This window comes from Hymenobacter sp. (genome assembly GCF_031398885.1).
GTDB lineage: Bacteria > Bacteroidota > Bacteroidia > Cytophagales > Hymenobacteraceae > Hymenobacter.
In genome coordinates, this window is record NZ_JANNOD010000043.1 from 1 (window position 1) to 14263 (window position 14263).

The 14263-nt window shown below is 63.9% G+C and carries 12 protein-coding genes; 5 read left to right on the forward strand and 7 right to left on the reverse strand.

Annotated elements, in window-relative coordinates; all coding sequences use genetic code 11:
* Positions 1-343: 343 nt before the first annotated feature.
* The 5 genes from RMO51_RS07660 to pta all read right to left on the reverse strand — a co-directional run bounded on the left by RMO51_RS07660 (position 344) and on the right by pta (position 7788).
* The gene (locus tag RMO51_RS07660; protein ID WP_310393511.1) at positions 344-1093 is read right to left on the reverse strand and encodes a hypothetical protein; all 750 of its coding nucleotides are present in this window, start codon (positions 1091-1093) and stop codon (positions 344-346) included.
* Positions 1094-1407: 314 nt separating this feature from the next.
* Positions 1408-1737, reverse strand: a complete 330-nt coding sequence (locus RMO51_RS07665) for a carboxypeptidase-like regulatory domain-containing protein (RefSeq protein WP_310393513.1) — start codon at positions 1735-1737, stop codon at positions 1408-1410.
* A 334-nt stretch (positions 1738-2071) separates the two neighbouring features.
* On the reverse strand, positions 2072-4066 hold the full coding sequence (locus RMO51_RS07670) for a M1 family metallopeptidase (protein ID WP_310393515.1): 1995 nt from the start codon (positions 4064-4066) through the stop codon (positions 2072-2074).
* Positions 4067-4236: 170 nt separating this feature from the next.
* Positions 4237-5448, reverse strand: coding sequence for an acetate kinase (locus tag RMO51_RS07675; RefSeq protein ID WP_310393517.1), 1212 nt, complete (start codon positions 5446-5448; stop codon positions 4237-4239).
* Positions 5449-5694: 246 nt separating this feature from the next.
* A complete protein-coding gene (gene pta, locus RMO51_RS07680) occupies positions 5695-7788 on the reverse strand; it encodes a phosphate acetyltransferase (RefSeq protein ID WP_310393519.1) in 2094 nt (697 codons plus the stop codon).
* A gap of 91 nt (positions 7789-7879) precedes the next feature.
* On the opposite strand from pta, the gene RMO51_RS07685 reads away from it, so the two are divergent.
* The 3 genes from RMO51_RS07685 to RMO51_RS07695 all read left to right on the forward strand — a co-directional run bounded on the left by RMO51_RS07685 (position 7880) and on the right by RMO51_RS07695 (position 11651).
* Positions 7880-9334, forward strand: a complete 1455-nt coding sequence (locus RMO51_RS07685) for an ATP-binding protein (RefSeq protein WP_310393520.1) — start codon at positions 7880-7882, stop codon at positions 9332-9334.
* A 104-nt stretch (positions 9335-9438) separates the two neighbouring features.
* The gene (gene serA / locus RMO51_RS07690; RefSeq protein WP_310393522.1) at positions 9439-11337 is read left to right on the forward strand and encodes a phosphoglycerate dehydrogenase; all 1899 of its coding nucleotides are present in this window, start codon (positions 9439-9441) and stop codon (positions 11335-11337) included.
* A gap of 11 nt (positions 11338-11348) precedes the next feature.
* Positions 11349-11651 carry a hypothetical protein gene (locus RMO51_RS07695; protein ID WP_310393524.1) on the forward strand — a complete coding sequence of 101 codons (303 nt, stop codon included), beginning with the start codon at positions 11349-11351 and terminating at the stop codon, positions 11649-11651.
* A gap of 98 nt (positions 11652-11749) precedes the next feature.
* Here the strand turns inward: RMO51_RS07695 and RMO51_RS07700 are convergent, their stop codons facing one another.
* Complete coding sequence (locus tag RMO51_RS07700; protein WP_310393526.1) at positions 11750-11968, reverse strand: hypothetical protein; 219 nt, start codon at positions 11966-11968, stop codon at positions 11750-11752.
* 127 nt (positions 11969-12095) lie between these two features.
* On the opposite strand from RMO51_RS07700, the gene RMO51_RS07705 reads away from it, so the two are divergent.
* A complete protein-coding gene (locus RMO51_RS07705; protein WP_310393527.1) occupies positions 12096-12353 on the forward strand; it encodes a DUF6364 family protein in 258 nt (85 codons plus the stop codon).
* On the forward strand, positions 12350-12766 hold the full coding sequence (locus RMO51_RS07710) for a PIN domain-containing protein (protein ID WP_310393529.1): 417 nt from the start codon (positions 12350-12352) through the stop codon (positions 12764-12766). Before RMO51_RS07705 ends, RMO51_RS07710 begins: the two co-directional genes overlap by 4 nt.
* A 12-nt stretch (positions 12767-12778) precedes the next feature.
* Here RMO51_RS07710 and RMO51_RS07715 read toward each other — a convergent pair whose 3' ends face one another.
* A complete protein-coding gene (locus tag RMO51_RS07715) occupies positions 12779-14224 on the reverse strand; it encodes a D-alanyl-D-alanine carboxypeptidase (protein ID WP_310393530.1) in 1446 nt (481 codons plus the stop codon).
* Positions 14225-14263 lie beyond the last annotated feature (39 nt).

A 14263-nucleotide genomic window follows, 5' to 3' on the forward strand; every position in this document is an offset into this window, starting at 1 on the left:
CTGGCGCTGCCCAGGCCGCTGCTGGCCGCGCAAATACGCGCTCACGGACGTAACAGGCGCCCCGAAGCGCCAACTCGGGCAAACGCGAATCGGCTACTCCGAAATTGAACCACCTAAAGCGAGTTCTGCAACAGCCACGACAGTTAAAAGGGACGGGTTAACGCGCTTTTGGGGTCGGACTACCCGCTTCGTTCTGGCGTTGGCCTCCCCCCGGCCCCCGCTCCTTCAGCAAGGGAGAGCCGAACAAATAAAAAGAGCAACGAATCGGAAACCGCCTTAAAAAAGCTGCCCGGCCTTTTAACTCTTCACTTTTAACTTTTAACTGCCCAGGAACTGCCCGGCACTAGCCCGCCGACGAAATAAAGCGGCGAATCAGCCACACTTCCCAAACGTCGGCGGCGGCCAGGGCCAGCTCCTCGTTGGTGCTCTGCCAGGAACACGCGTAGAACAGGCCGCGCTTGACATCGTGCACCCGCAAAGGGCCCACGTGGGTAACCAGGGCGCGGGCCGGCGCGGCGTCCAGGTCGCACGGGTCATACGGGTCGTCGTTGTCGCCGTAGTGGAACAATTCGGTGTACACCAGCAACTGGCCGGGTTCCAACCGGGGCCATTCGCTGCGCTTGCACGGCTGGCAAACGGCAAAGCGCGGCGGCCGGGCGGGCAACTGGTCCACGTTTTCGTCGGTCGTGAACCGGTTGAGGGCAAACACGCAGCAATTGTCGCGCTCTTCGTCCGTCAGCGTCAGCACCTCGTTGATGGATGGGTGCAGCGGGCGCAGGTACTCGCTGGTCTGCGTGTAAGAAGGCAGGCCGCCTTCGCCGGCCAGCAGCCCCGCCTGGGCGGCCTCCACGGTGGCGTGGTAGATGAACAGCGCCAGGGCGTAGGCAAAGCTGTTGGTGCATTCCAGGTTGATTTTCTGGCCGCTGGTGGACGTGTAGCGGACCGAGTAGCGGCCCTCGGCCTGGGTGGCCACGGCCCGCACTACGGCCGGCAGCTCAAGCGCGGCGGCCGCAACCGCCGAAATAAAATCGCGGGGCTGCGGGTGGGGGTCCGCGGAAGCTTTAACCTCAGTTGTACCAGCACCCAGAACCATACGTTATCCGATAAAGCGTGTGTTGCCGTCAAACAGAGCAGCCAAATGTAGACGTTTCCGTTGTCACGCCACAAGTTAAGTTTTTAATTTCCTGCTTTTTGCTCGCACGAAAAGACGAACTTAAAGAACTGCTGAACGCGGCATTCTTCGGCATTGACAGCCGAATTTCGGCCATTCGACGGGTGCGGGCAGATGCGCGCCGGGCGGCGTTTCGCGCGGCCAACAACGAGCTGCGCCTGGGCCCCTACCCTGTCCATTGCCAGTCCCCCATCAGCCGCCTTTCGGTCGCGGGCAGGGCAAGACCAACGCCCCGCCTACCGCCGCGGGCCGCGCACGAGCGGGAACAGCTTGATGCGCACCGGCTGGGTCGTGGTGTCCGTCACGAGCTGGTCCTGAATCACGAAGCCGGGCGCTTCGACGCGCAGGTAGAACGACGCCTCGGCCGGCCGGGGCAGAATAAACTGCCCCTCCGCGTTCGTGGAGGTGGCATTGCTGGGCCGGTCGCGTTGCCAGACACTGGCCCCCGCCACAAATTGCCCGCCGCGGGTCACCACGAAACCGTTCAGCTCCTCCGCAGCGGGGCGCACGGGCGCGGGGCCCGACAGCAGGAACAAGGCCGGAAGCAACAAACTCAACAATTTCATAAGCAGCAGCAAGCCACACAGGCAGCTATTCGCCGCACGAAGCTACGAGTGCAGCCGCGTTCCCTTGTTTAACAAGTGGATTTAGGACTTATGCCGCCGCCGCGCCGCGCCGCGTTGGCAGGAAAGAAGGAAAGAAGTGGGAAACAACGCCGAGCCGGCACGCGGCGTTGGCCAAAGGTGCCGCCGCGTGCCGCCGCGTGCCGCCGCTGAATATTCATCCGCAAGGGTTCACAACCAACGCGTGGCCGCGTGGCGACTGCGGCAAGGGCGTAGGTCCTCAAACCGTTTGGTTTCCGAAATCATTAGCGGGCGTGGCAGGCAAAGGACGCCGCTTTTAGCGCAGCACCTGCGCGCGCCACACGTTGTTGGCCGGGTCGGCGTCGGGCAGCAGCTTGCTGGGGTTGAGGCGGACCAGGGTGAGCGGCGTAGTGGAATTGTAGCGGAAGGTCCAGGTGCCACCGCGCTGCCAGATTTCCACCGGCAGCTGCACGCGGCTGGTTTTGCCGTTGGTTTCGGTCACCTCCGCCGTGACGGGCATGGCGGCTTGGCCGCGGTTTTCGAGGCTGATGAGTGCGCCCTGGGCCGGGTCCTGGTTGACGTAGGCCACGGTGGTCACGGCCTGGTCGAGGGCCCAGTTGTTGTACACCCACGCGCGCCAGAACCAGGTCAGGTCCTCGCCGCTGGCCTCGTGCATGGTCCGAAAAAAGTCCTTGGGCTGCGGGTGCTTGAAGGCCCAGCGGCGGATGTAGGTCCGAAACGCGTAGTCGAACCGCTCGGGGCCCAGCACTTCCTCGCGCAGCAAAAACAGGCCGTAGCCCATCTTGCCGTAAGCCGCGAAGCCCAGGTTGCGGGGCTGCGTCACGTCGGGCACGGTGTAGGGCGGATCGGTGGCCGGGTCCGAGATGCTGCGCACCAGGCCCTCGACCAGCCGCAGCGTGTCCAGGGCTTTGTACTCGCCGTTGTTGAAGTTTCGGGTCGAGAGGATGTTGAGAAAGGTGTTGAAGCCCTCGTCCATCCACGGGTACTTGCGCTCGTTCGAGCCCACCACCATCGGAAACCAGTGGTGGCCGAACTCGTGGTCCGTCACGCCCCACAGGTTGGCCTTGCGGGCCTTGGCGCCGCAGAACACGATGCCCGGATACTCCATGCCGCCCACCACGCCGGCCACGTTGGTGGCCACCGGGTAGCTGTACTCGTACCACTGCTTCGAGTTGTACTCAATGCTCTGCTTCACGTACTCCGTCGAACGGTTCCAGGCCGTGTCCTGGGCCGATTCGGTGGGGTAGAGCGACATGGCCAGCGACTTGCGCCCGCTGGGCAGCTTCATCCGGGCCGCGTCCCACACGAAAGCCGCCGAGGCGGCCCAGGCCACGTCGCGGGCCTGCTGGCAACGAAAATGCCAGGTGAGGCGGCCGCTTTTGCCCGCCGGGCGCGAGCCAGCCTGGGTCACCTCATCGGCCGAACGCAGCAGCACGGTTTTGTCGGAGCCGGCGGCCTGGGCCAGGCGGCTTTGCTGGACGCTGGTCAGCACCTCGGCAGGGTTCACCAGCTCGCCTGAGCCGCCCACCAGGTAGCTGGCCGGCACGTTGAGGGTGTAGTCGTAGTTGCCATAGTCGAGGTAAAACTCGGCCGCGAGGTAGGGCAGCGTGTTCCAGCCCTCCACGTCGTCGTACACGGCCATGCGCGGGTACCACTGCGCCACCTCGAAGATTTCGCCGTGAGTGGTTTTCAGGCGGCCCATGCGGTCGGCGCCGTACTCGGGGATGTTGAAGCCGTAGGCAATGCGGATGACGAGCTTGTCGCCGCCGGGCCGCAGCGCTTCGGGCAGCCGAATTTGCATCCGGGTATCGTACACGTGGTAATCGGCCTTCAGCTTTTTGCCGTGCAGCTCAATGCTCACGGTTTGCAGGCTGTCGCCGCCGCGGAAGCCCCGGGCCGCATTGCCAAAGCGCCCGCCGGCCACGGGCGTCACGGCCGCCCCGCGCGAGTCGGCCCGGAATAGGTTCTGGTCGAGCTGCAGCCACACGAAGGGCAGGCGGTCGGGGCTGTTGTTGGTGTAGGTGATGGCGACGGCGGCCGTCACGCGGGCCGTCTTCTCATCCAGCCGGGCGGCGATGTTGTAGTCGGCCGCGTTCTGCCAATACGCCGCGCCGGGCTGGCCGCCGGCCGTGCGCGTGGGCGTGGCCAACTGCTCGATGAACGAGGGATTGAACAGGGCGCGGGCGTCGTAGGCCGGGCCGGTCGGCACGGGCGCTTGCTGCGCTTCGGCCGCGCCGGCCGTGAGCAGGGCCGCGCTCAGTAAAAAGCAAGGAAGAAAAAGTATTTTCATGCGGACCAGATAGTAAAGATTCTCTGAGCCAAAGGTAGCCGCAAGCAAGGCGCACCCGCTCGTGGTTGAACCGCATCATCAGCGCAGCGAGCTGCGTCCGTAGGGTACGGGGCTTGCCCCACTTGAAAACTTCGGTGACTGGTTCCCAGCGTCCTGCTACCCCGCCCCCGCTACCCCGGCCCGGCCGCCGCCAGGAGCTGGGCGCACTGCCGGGCAATTTCCAGCTCCTCGTTGGTGGGGACGACCAGAATCCGGGCCCGCGCCCCGGGCCCGCTCAGGTCGCGCAGGCCCGGGGCGCGCCGCTGGTTTTGGGCCTCGTCCAGTTCCAGGCCGAAAAACCCCAGGTCCTGGCACACTAGGGCCCGGACCAGCGCGTCGTTCTCGCCCACCCCGGCGGTGAAAACGATGGCGTCGAGCCCGTTGAGCACCGCTGCGTAGGCCCCGATGTACTTGCGGATGCGGTAGGCGTACACGTGGTAGGCCAGCTCGGCGGCGGCATCCCCGGCGGCCAGGGCCTGCCCAATGTCGCGCATGTCGCTGAAGCCGGTAAGGCCCCGCATGCCGCTTTCCTGGTTCAGCAGGGCGCCCACCTGCGCCGCCGAGTAGCCCAGCTCACTCTGGAGGTAAAGCACCACGGCGGGGTCGAGGTCGCCGGAGCGAGTGCCCATCACCAGGCCCGCCAACGGGCTGAAGCCCATGCTGGTGTCGAGGCACCGGCCGGCGCGGACGGCGGCCATGCTGCAGCCGTTGCCCAGGTGGATGGTGATGAGCCGGACGGCCGGGTTGCCCAGCCACGCCGCGGCCTGCGCGGCCACGTACTGGTGGCTGGTGCCGTGAAACCCGTACACGCGCAAGCGGTGCTCGGCGTAGAGGCGCGCGGGCAGGGCATAGCGGAAGGCGTGCTCGGGAATGGTCTGGTGGAAGGCCGTGTCGAACACCGCCACCTGCCGGGCCCGGGGAAACAGGCGCTCGGCCACCTCAATGCCCAGGAGGTTGGCGGGATTGTGCAGCGGGGCCAGGGCAAACAGCGCGCGGATGGCGGCCTTCACCGGGGCATCGACGAGCGTGGTGGCGGCAAACGTTTCGCCGCCGTGCACCACGCGGTGGCCCACCACGTCAATGTCGGCGGGGTCGCGGATGACGCCGCCCGGCTGCTCGGTCAGCAAACGAAGCACTTCGCCAAGGGCGGCCTCGTGGTCGAGAAAAGTGGCCGTGCGCCGTACGACCCTCTCCTGCCCATCAACCAAGGTTTTGTGGGTAACAACGGCATTATCCAGACCGATGCGCTCCACCAAACCGCTGCACACCGGCTGCTCGGCCGGCCAGCGGAACAGTTGGTATTTGAGGGAGCTACTGCCGGAGTTGACGACGAAGATGTTCATGCGGCAGGGTAAGTTTTCATAATCCAGAATCGAATGCGTTGAGGCGGCGGGCTCGTTTAGGCTCCGCTCACCCACGAAGTGAGGACCGAGCGACGTGGAGACGCGTATTCGCGTCTGGTAGTCCGCGCCGTTCGCGCCGCCATCGTTCGACGGCAAGACGCGAGTACGCGTCTCCACATCGCTCGGTCTTCGCTCCGTGGGTGAGCATCCTGCCCGGCTGCACCCACGCTGCAAACCAACTACCGCCTATCCCTGCTGGCTTTGGATGGCGGTAATCATCACCGTGTTGAACACGTCGTCCACGGTGCAGCCGCGGCTGAGGTCGTTCACGGGCTTGTTGAGCCCTTGCAGCACCGGGCCAATGGCCAGGGCCCCGGTTTCGCGCTGCACGGCCTTGTAGGTGTTGTTGCCGGTGTTCAGGTCCGGGAAGATGAGCACGCTGGCCTGGCCGGCCACTTCCGAGTCGGGCAGCTTCCGGCGGCCCACCAGCGGGTCCACGGCCGCGTCGTACTGAATGGGGCCCTCCACTTTCAGGTCGGGGCGCTGCTGCCGCACCAGCTCGGTGGCCCGGCGCACCTTCTCCACGTCGGCCCCCGCGCCGGAGGTGCCCGAGGAGTACGAGAGCATGGCCACGCGCGGCTCGATGCCAAAGGCCCGGCTGCTCTCAGCCGAGGAAATGGCGATTTCGGCCAACTGCTCGGCCGTGGGGTTGGGGTTCACGGCGCAGTCGCCGAACACGGCCACGCGGTCGGGCAGGCACATGAAAAACACCGACGACACCACCGACACGCCCGGCTTGGTTTTGATGAACTGCAGCGCCGGCCGGATGGTGTGCTGCGTGGTGTGCACCGCCCCCGACACCATGCCGTCGGCGTGGCCCTTGTGCACCATCATCGTGCCGAAGTAGGAGCCGTCGCGCAGCAGGTCGCGGGCCATGTCGGGGTTCACGCCCTTGTCCTTGCGCAGCGCGTAAAACGTCTCCACGTAGTCGGCGTAATGCTCCGACGCCACCGGGTCGACGATGCGCAGGTGGCCGGCGGGCAGGCGCAGGCCCAGCCGCTTGGCCGAGGCCGCCACCTCGGCGGGGTCGCCGAGAATGGTGAGGTCCACCACGTCCTGGTGGAGCAGCTGCGCGGCGGCGCGCAGGATGCGGTCGTCGTTGCCTTCGGGCAGCACGATGTGGCGCCGCGCGCGCTTGGCCCACTGCAATAGCCGGTACTGGAACATGTGCGGCGTGAGGCCGGCGGCCTGGAAGCTGACGAGCTTTTCTTCCAGGGCCCGCACGTCCACGTGCCGCTCGAAGGTGGCGAGGGCCAGCTGAATTTTCTTGGGGTTGTCGGGCGTGAGGCGCGACTGGATGGCCCCCACGCGGGTGGCGGTTTCGAAGGTGCCCGCGGGCACGGCCAGGATGGGCACCTCGTTGGGCAGGCCTTCGAGCAGGCGCACGATGGGCGCATCGGGCTCGGAGCCGGCCGTGAGCACGATGCCCGCCACCCGCGGGTAGCTGGCCGACAGGTTGGCCTGCAAGGCGCACACGATGATGTCGCCCCGGTCGCCGGGCGTCACAATCAGCACATTGTCTTTGAGGTGATTCAGAAACTGGGGCACCTGCATGGCCCCAATGATGTAGTTGTCGACCTGCCCGCCCAGGCCCGCTTCGCCGAACAAGAGCTTGCCACCCAGCCCGGCCTGAATCTCGCGCATGGTGGGATGCAGCAGGTTGGGGTCGTCGGGCACCACGGCCAGCAGCACGGCCGGCGGCAACTGGCTGCGCAGCAGGGCCCGCACGTCCTCGGCCTGAGCGGGCGCCACGCGGTTGGCCACGGCCAGCAGCACCGGCACCTCGCGGGCCTCGAAGGTGCGCAGCAGCGTGAGCACCGAGCTCACCACCTGGGCCGTGCTCTTGCCCGCGCCCGACACCACCAGCACCACCGGCACGCCCAGGTTCTTGGCAATCGAGACGTTGGCGTCGAACTCAATGGCCGTGCCCGGTCCCAGAAAGTCGCTACCTTCCACCACCGTGAAGTCGTAGTTGTCCTCCCAGTGCTTAAACTTGCGAATCACCGCGTCAATCAGCTCGCCCTGGGCGTCGGCTTCGAGCAGCCGCAGCGCCTCGGGGCGGGTGTAGGCGTAGGTTTCGGCGTAGGGCAGCGGCAGCCGGAAGTAGCTCGTCACGGCCTCGATGTGCGGGTCGGGCCCCTGGGCGGGGTCGTAGTCGATGATGGGCTTGAAGTAGCCCACCCGGCGGGCCTGGCCCAGCAGCATATTTACCAGGCCCAGCGCAACCAGGGACTTGCCGCTGCTGGGCTCGGCGGCGGCAATGAAAACGGCTTTCGTCATGCGGTGGGTAACGTAGCGGCCGGGCCTGGCGTTGGCCGGCTCGGGGCAGTCAATCAGCTTCTCTACCTTTACCTGCTCTACTGTACTTCATATGACCTCCTACGACTTAACGGAGATACTGCGCAAGCTTCTGGATATGCCCGCTGAATCGGAATTGGTAGAGTTTAAGGAAGCGAATGACGGTTTCGATTCGGATAAGCTGGGCAAGTACTTCAGTGCCCTAAGCAACGAGGCTAATTTGAAAGGTGCAGAAGAAGCTTGGCTGGTATTTGGTGTCAATAACGCGCGGGAAGTGATTGGAACTGCATTTCGCTCGGGCTCCACCAAGTTGCAAAGCCTTACTAAAGAAATTGCCGACCACTGCAACAATCGTCTTACCTTCCGAGGTATTCATGAAGTAACACACAAAGGCAAGCGGGTAATCCTATTTGAAATTCCACCCGCTGCAGTCGGCCATCCTACCGCTTGGAAAGGTCATCACTACGGACGAGACGGAGAAAGCTTGGGTCCACTAAACACCGACGAGCGCCATCGTATTGAGGGCCGGTTTCAATCTCAAATTAATTTTGAACGCGGCATCGCGTACGAAAACGCCAGCATTTCGCACATTTTAGAACTGCTTGACTGTAATAAGTATCTTACCCTTTTCAATTATCCAGCGCCTGCGGATGCCCAGGAAGTCGTCATGCGGCTGGTAAAAGATAAGGCAGTGGTTCGCGCGAATGGCGGCTTACACATCACCAATTTAGGTGCTATTCTATTTGCCAAAGACTTGCGGCAATTCAGGCACTTGGAATACAAGGGAATTCGTATCATTTTGTATGAGGGCACGGGCCGTACAGGTGGCAAGCGCGAACAAACGGGACAGAAAGGGTACGCTGTCGGTTTTCAAGGAGCCCTCGATTGGTTGAACGACCGTCTTCCCAGCAACGAAGAAATCAAAAGCGTACGTCGCGAAGTCGTACCCATGTATCCCACCAGAGCAGTTCGCGAGTTGGTCGCAAATGCCCTGATTCACCAAGACTTCTCCATTACCGGCTCGACCCTGATGATTGAGGTATTTGATAATAGAATTGAAATAACCAACCCTGGCACTCCACTGATTAACGTATTGGAATTTCTGAATCACATACCCGTTAGCCGCAACGAGGCAATAGCTGCTACAATGCACCTGTTCGATTTTTGCGAACGGCGCGGCAGCGGCATTGACCGCACTGTGGAGGAATGCGAAAAACATCACCTACCCGCTCCCAACTTTATTCGCGGCGACAATTATACGCAAGCCATTTTGTACGCACCCCGGCCGCTACGCGAGATGGACCGCCGCGATAAAATCCGAGCCTGTTACCAGCACGCTTGCCTGAAATACGCTAATGGTCAGCAAATGACCAACCAATCGTTTCGGGAGCGAATGGGCATTGCCGAGAAAAACTATTCCATCGCATCCCGAATTATCGCAGATGCTTTAGAAGAAGGCTTGATAAAGCCTCACGACCCGGAGAATAAATCTAAGAAGCATGCTAAGTACATCCCCATTTTTGGGTAGTTCCTGTGTGACGGTTATGTGATTTGCATCAGTAAAAACTTTGCTCATCTTACTGCGGAGGCCGTTTTTTTATGTGATGGCTATGTGATTTCAGTCCTTTAAACGTGCCAGCAAATTCTCCCCTGCCCTACCTCGTGTTCGACTTCGACTCCACCTTCACCCAGGTCGAAGGGCTGGATGAGCTGGCCGACATCGCCCTGCAAGGCCACCCCGACCAGGCCGCCGTGGTGGCCCAAATCCGGGCCCTCACCGACCGGGGCATGGCCGGCGAAATCGGCTTGCAGGAGTCGCTGAGCAAGCGGCTGGCGCTGCTGGGGGCCCACCGCAAGCACCTGCCGCCGCTGGTGGCCCGCCTGCAAACCAAGGTGAGCGAGAGCATCCGGCGCAACGGCGACTTCTTCCGGCGCTTTGCCGACCGGATTTACGTGGTGAGCAGCGGCTTTCGGGAGTTCATCGAGCCGGTGGTGGCCGAGTTCGGCATCGCGCCCGGGCACGTGCTGGCCAACACGTTCACGTTCGACGCGGCCGGCCACATCACCGGTTGCGACCCCCACAACGTGCTGAGCCGCGACGGCGGCAAAATCCGCCAGCTCGTGCTGCTCGATTTGGACGGGCCCGTGTACGTGCTCGGCGACGGCATTACCGACTACCAGATTCGCGAAGCCGGGCTGGCCCACCGCTTCTACGCCTACACCGAAAACGTGGCCCGCCCCACCGTGGTGGCCCGCGCCGACGAAGTGCTGCCGACCTTCGACGAGTTTTTGTACCAACTAAAACTTCCCATGACTCTCTCGTACCCCAAAAACCGCATCAAGGTGCTGCTGCTCGAAAATCCCGACGCCCGCGCCGCCGAGCTGTTCGCCCAGGAAGGCTACCAGGTGGAGGAAGTGCGCGGCGGCCTCGACGAGGACGAGCTGATTGCGCGCATCGAGGGCGTGAGCATCCTCGGCGTTCGGAGCAAGACGCAGGTGACGGCGCGGGTGCTGGAAGCCGCCAACCGGCTCATCGGCATCGGGGCCTTCTGCATCGGCACCAACCAGATTGACCTGCCGGCCGCCATGGCCAAGGGCGTGGCCGTGTTCAACGCGCCCTTCAGCAACACCCGCTCGGTGGTGGAGCTGGCCCTGGGCGAAATCATCGTGCTGGCCCGCCGCATCCCCGTCAAAAACCCCAAGATGCACGCCGGCGAGTGGGACAAGTCGGCCAGCGGCTCGTTCGAGATTCGGGGCAAAACGTTGGGCATCGTGGGCTACGGCAACATCGGCTCGCAGCTCTCGGTGGTGGCCGAGGCCGTGGGCATGAAGGTGGTGTACTTCGACGTGGCCGAAAAGCTGCAGCTCGGCAACGCCGTGAAGTGCCGCACGCTGGCCGAATTGCTGGCCCAGGCCGACGTGGTGACGCTGCACATCGACGGCCGACCCGAGAACCAGGACTTCTTCGGGGCCGAGGAATTTGCCCTCATGAAGCCCGGCGCGCTGTTCCTCAACAACGCCCGCGGCCACGTGGTGGACGTGCCCGCCCTGGCCGCCGCCCTGCGCAGCGGCCACCTCGGCGGCGCGGCCGTCGACGTGTTCCCGCACGAGCCCAAAACCAACCACGAGGGCTTCGAGAACGAGCTGCGCGGCCTGCCCAACGTGCTGCTCACGCCCCACATCGGGGGCAGCACGGCCGAGGCCCAGCGCAACATCGCCGAGTTCGTGCCCGAGCGCCTGATGCAGTACATCAACACGGGCAATACCCAGCAGTCGGTCAATTTCCCCAACATCCAGCTGCCGGTGCAGCAGGCCCACCGCCTCATCCACGTGCACGCCAACGTGCCCGGCGTGCTGGCCGACATCAACAACGTGCTGGCCGCCCACCGCGTCAACATCCTGGGCCAGTACCTGAAAACCAACGAGCTCATCGGCTACGTCATCACCGACGTCAACCAGGAATACGACCAGGACGTGATTCAGGCCCTGCGCGAGGTGGCGCACACCATCAAGTTCCGGGTGCTGTATTAAACGGCTGTCGCATGATACCCCGCATCCTAGTCGTGTTCTTGCACAGAATTACCCGGAGCGGCTACACCTGGGCGTTACTGGCCGGAGGCTTTTTCATCGGTTGCGGCCGGCTGATGGAACATAACGGCGTCCAAGAATTTAGCTACGCCGACAAGTATGGCAAAGCGCAAGGTGGCTCACCCGAATTATTGTATTTCTTGGGCGGCAGCATTCTGGCGGTAACATTGTTGCGCGCCCTTCTCTTTCGAATGGATGAGCTAAAGACCGAACGGGCCAAAGCTGGGGCCAAAGACACGCTGCTTCCCGACGATTAATGAGTCGCTTGCTTCCTGCTTGTCGACAGTTCCTCACATTTGAATCTTACCGTAACCGTCGCTACCCACCAACCGCGCAGCCGCCCACCACGGCGTACTCAACGCCCTCGGCGTGGAATAGGCGCAGCAGATTTAAGTACTTGTCCTCCATCGGTAGTTAGCGGCGGGTTGGCGGGGTTGGCTGCGTAGATGGCCTGGGCCTGTTGGTTGAGGCGCACGGCCAGGGCCAGCCGCTCGTACGGGGTCAGGCCCCAGTAGTAGCGGCGCTGCTGTTCGTCGATGGCAGCTTTGTCGCGGGATTTAAAGACGGGGCGCATGGCGCAAGTTATGCAGCTACCCTTGCTCACAGTTGTTCGCGCACCTGGCGCCGCTCCACTTCATTGCGCACGGCATGGGGCCGGACTCATTGCGTAACTTGCTTTCCGTAGCCAAACCCCAGTTGTCATGTCCCAGCTCACCATCAACCTCGACGATAACCTGCTGGTGGCCGCGCAAGCTTACGCCCACCAAAAAGGCCAGGACCTGGACGCCCTCGTGGCCGACTTGCTGCAAACCGCCGTGCAAGCGGCTGCGTTTTCAACGCAACCCACGCGGCCGTTGTCGCCGCGCGTACAGCGCTTGTTTGGCTCCCTCAAAGTGTCCCCCGATTTTAACTACAAAGCCGAGTTGGGCAAGGCGCTGGATGAGCGTTTCGGGGTATGAAGCGCTTTCTTCTCGATACCAATGTCGTGTTGGATTTCCTAATCCGGCGCGAGCCGTTTGCGGCCGTGGCGGCCGACTTATTTCAACTGGCAGAAGAAGGTCGCGTGAAATTGCATGTCAGCAGCCTGTCGTTCAGCCACGTGTTTTATCTGTTGCGCAAATCGGTCGGTACCACCACCACCCGCAGCCTGTTAGTTGACCTCTCGGAAGTTGTCGCCGTGGCCCTAGTTGATTCCCGTATGGTGAACGACGCGCTGCGGTCGTCCTTTCCCGACTTTGAAGACGCTGTTCAGTACTTCGCGGCGGCCGACATTCCCGACCTGGCCGCCATTGTCACCCGCGACCCCAAAGGCTTCGCAGCCGGTCAGCTACCGGTGCTATCTCCGGCCGAGGCCTTGCGGCTGATTAGCTAACCCCCGCTCCCCTCACAGCCGCGCGCGCACCTGGCGCAGCACCCGCTCCACCTCGTTGCGCATGGGGTAGCTGTCCACCACGTGGTTGTTGTTGAAAAAGCTGAAGGCCACCAGCCGGCCGCTTTTGGTGCGTAGGTAGCCGCACACGTTGAGGTTGTTGCTGAGCGTGCCGGTTTTGCCCCACACCCAGGGGCCGGCCGCGTCGTGGTAGCGCTTGCGCAGGGTGCCTTGATGGCCGCCGGCGGCCAGCAGGCTGAGCAGGCGCGGCTCAGGCACTTCCCGGTGCAGCTTGAGCAGCAAGGCGGTGAGCGTGCGCGGGGTGATGAGGTTGAGACGCGAGAGCCCCGAGCCGTCGACCCACACCACCGGGTCGGGCAGGCCGGTGAGGAACTGCTGGCGGACGTAGCGGATAACGCGGCCGGTGCTGAGCGAGTCGCGGTAGCCCACGCGCGTGGAGCACATGAGCAGCAACTGCTCGGCCAAGAAATTGTCGCTCACGCGCAGCATCCGGCGGTAGAGCGAGTCCACGCGCAGGCCGTGTAGCGTGCGGATGGAGTCCAGCCCCGGCCGCGGGCGCCACACGGCCCCGGCCATGGCCCGGCGCAGGGTGTCGCCCAGCAGCCGCAGCAACAGCCCGCGGCTGGTGATGAAGGGCGTTTCATCAACCCATTTTTTGTTGGCGCGCAGCACGTGGAAGCGGTTGGCCAGCGGGTCGCGCAGCACGTGGGTGTCCTTGTCGAGGCCGGGCGTGAGCAGGTCGGGCGTGGCCGGGCTCACCAGCGGCGCGAAGTGGCGGGGCAGCACCCGCACTTTGGGCAGCGGCGGCACCGCCGGGTGCACGGCAGCGGCCCCGCCGGCGCGGGGCCGGGCCGGCGGCACGGGCGCCGCGGCATAGAAGCGCACGGTGTGCCCGTAAATTGGAAACGCGCCCCGCTCGGGCTGAAAGTAGTAGCCGTAGTCGTCCCAGGTCCAGCTCGGGCCGAAAGGTGTGACGCACTTGATGGCGCAGTAGGCCAGCTTTTTTTCGGGCCGGGTGGCCAGAAACGCGTAGGCCCGGCGGCTGGGCACGTCGCCGTGCAGCAGGGTGGGGTCGCCGGTGCCCTGGAAAAACAGCGTGTCGCCGCGGCTGAAGTAGCGCAGGCTGGGCAGCGAATCGCCGAGCAGGTGCAGGCCGGCGTAGAGGCTGAACAGCTTCATGGTGCTGGCCGGGGTGAAGTACTTGGCGTCCTGGTAGCCGAACAAATCTTCGCCAGTGGCGGCGTCGGCCAGGCTCAGCCCCACCTGGTGCTGGCGCAGAATGGCCGAGCCGTTGAGCAGGGAGTCAAGCCAGGGCAGCGACCGGGCCGTTGGCGGGGCCGGCGGGGCGACGGGCGGTTTGTCCGGGACTTGGGCACAGGCCCGGAGTTGGGCGGCACCCAGGGTGAGCGACAACAGGTAGCAGAGGGAACGTAGCAGCACGGGACGCAACTTTGGCAACGTGGGGGGCCGACGTACTCG

Excerpts from the sequence above, each read along its gene's own strand:
- RMO51_RS07710 (WP_310393529.1), top strand. The coding sequence starts at position 12,350 with ATGAAGCGCTTTCTTCTCGATACCAATGTCGTGTTGGATTTCCTAATC.
- RMO51_RS07665 (WP_310393513.1), bottom strand. The coding sequence starts at position 1,737 with ATGAAATTGTTGAGTTTGTTGCTTCCGGCCTTGTTCCTGCTGTCGGGC.
- RMO51_RS07685 (WP_310393520.1), top strand. The coding sequence starts at position 7,880 with ATGACCTCCTACGACTTAACGGAGATACTGCGCAAGCTTCTGGATATG.
- RMO51_RS07670 (WP_310393515.1), bottom strand. The coding sequence starts at position 4,066 with ATGAAAATACTTTTTCTTCCTTGCTTTTTACTGAGCGCGGCCCTGCTC.
- RMO51_RS07660 (WP_310393511.1), bottom strand. The coding sequence starts at position 1,093 with ATGGTTCTGGGTGCTGGTACAACTGAGGTTAAAGCTTCCGCGGACCCC.
- RMO51_RS07695 (WP_310393524.1), top strand. The coding sequence starts at position 11,349 with ATGATACCCCGCATCCTAGTCGTGTTCTTGCACAGAATTACCCGGAGC.
- pta (WP_310393519.1), bottom strand. The coding sequence starts at position 7,788 with ATGACGAAAGCCGTTTTCATTGCCGCCGCCGAGCCCAGCAGCGGCAAG.
- RMO51_RS07705 (WP_310393527.1), top strand. The coding sequence starts at position 12,096 with ATGTCCCAGCTCACCATCAACCTCGACGATAACCTGCTGGTGGCCGCG.
- RMO51_RS07700 (WP_310393526.1), bottom strand. The coding sequence starts at position 11,968 with ATGCGCCCCGTCTTTAAATCCCGCGACAAAGCTGCCATCGACGAACAG.
- RMO51_RS07675 (WP_310393517.1), bottom strand. The coding sequence starts at position 5,448 with ATGAACATCTTCGTCGTCAACTCCGGCAGTAGCTCCCTCAAATACCAA.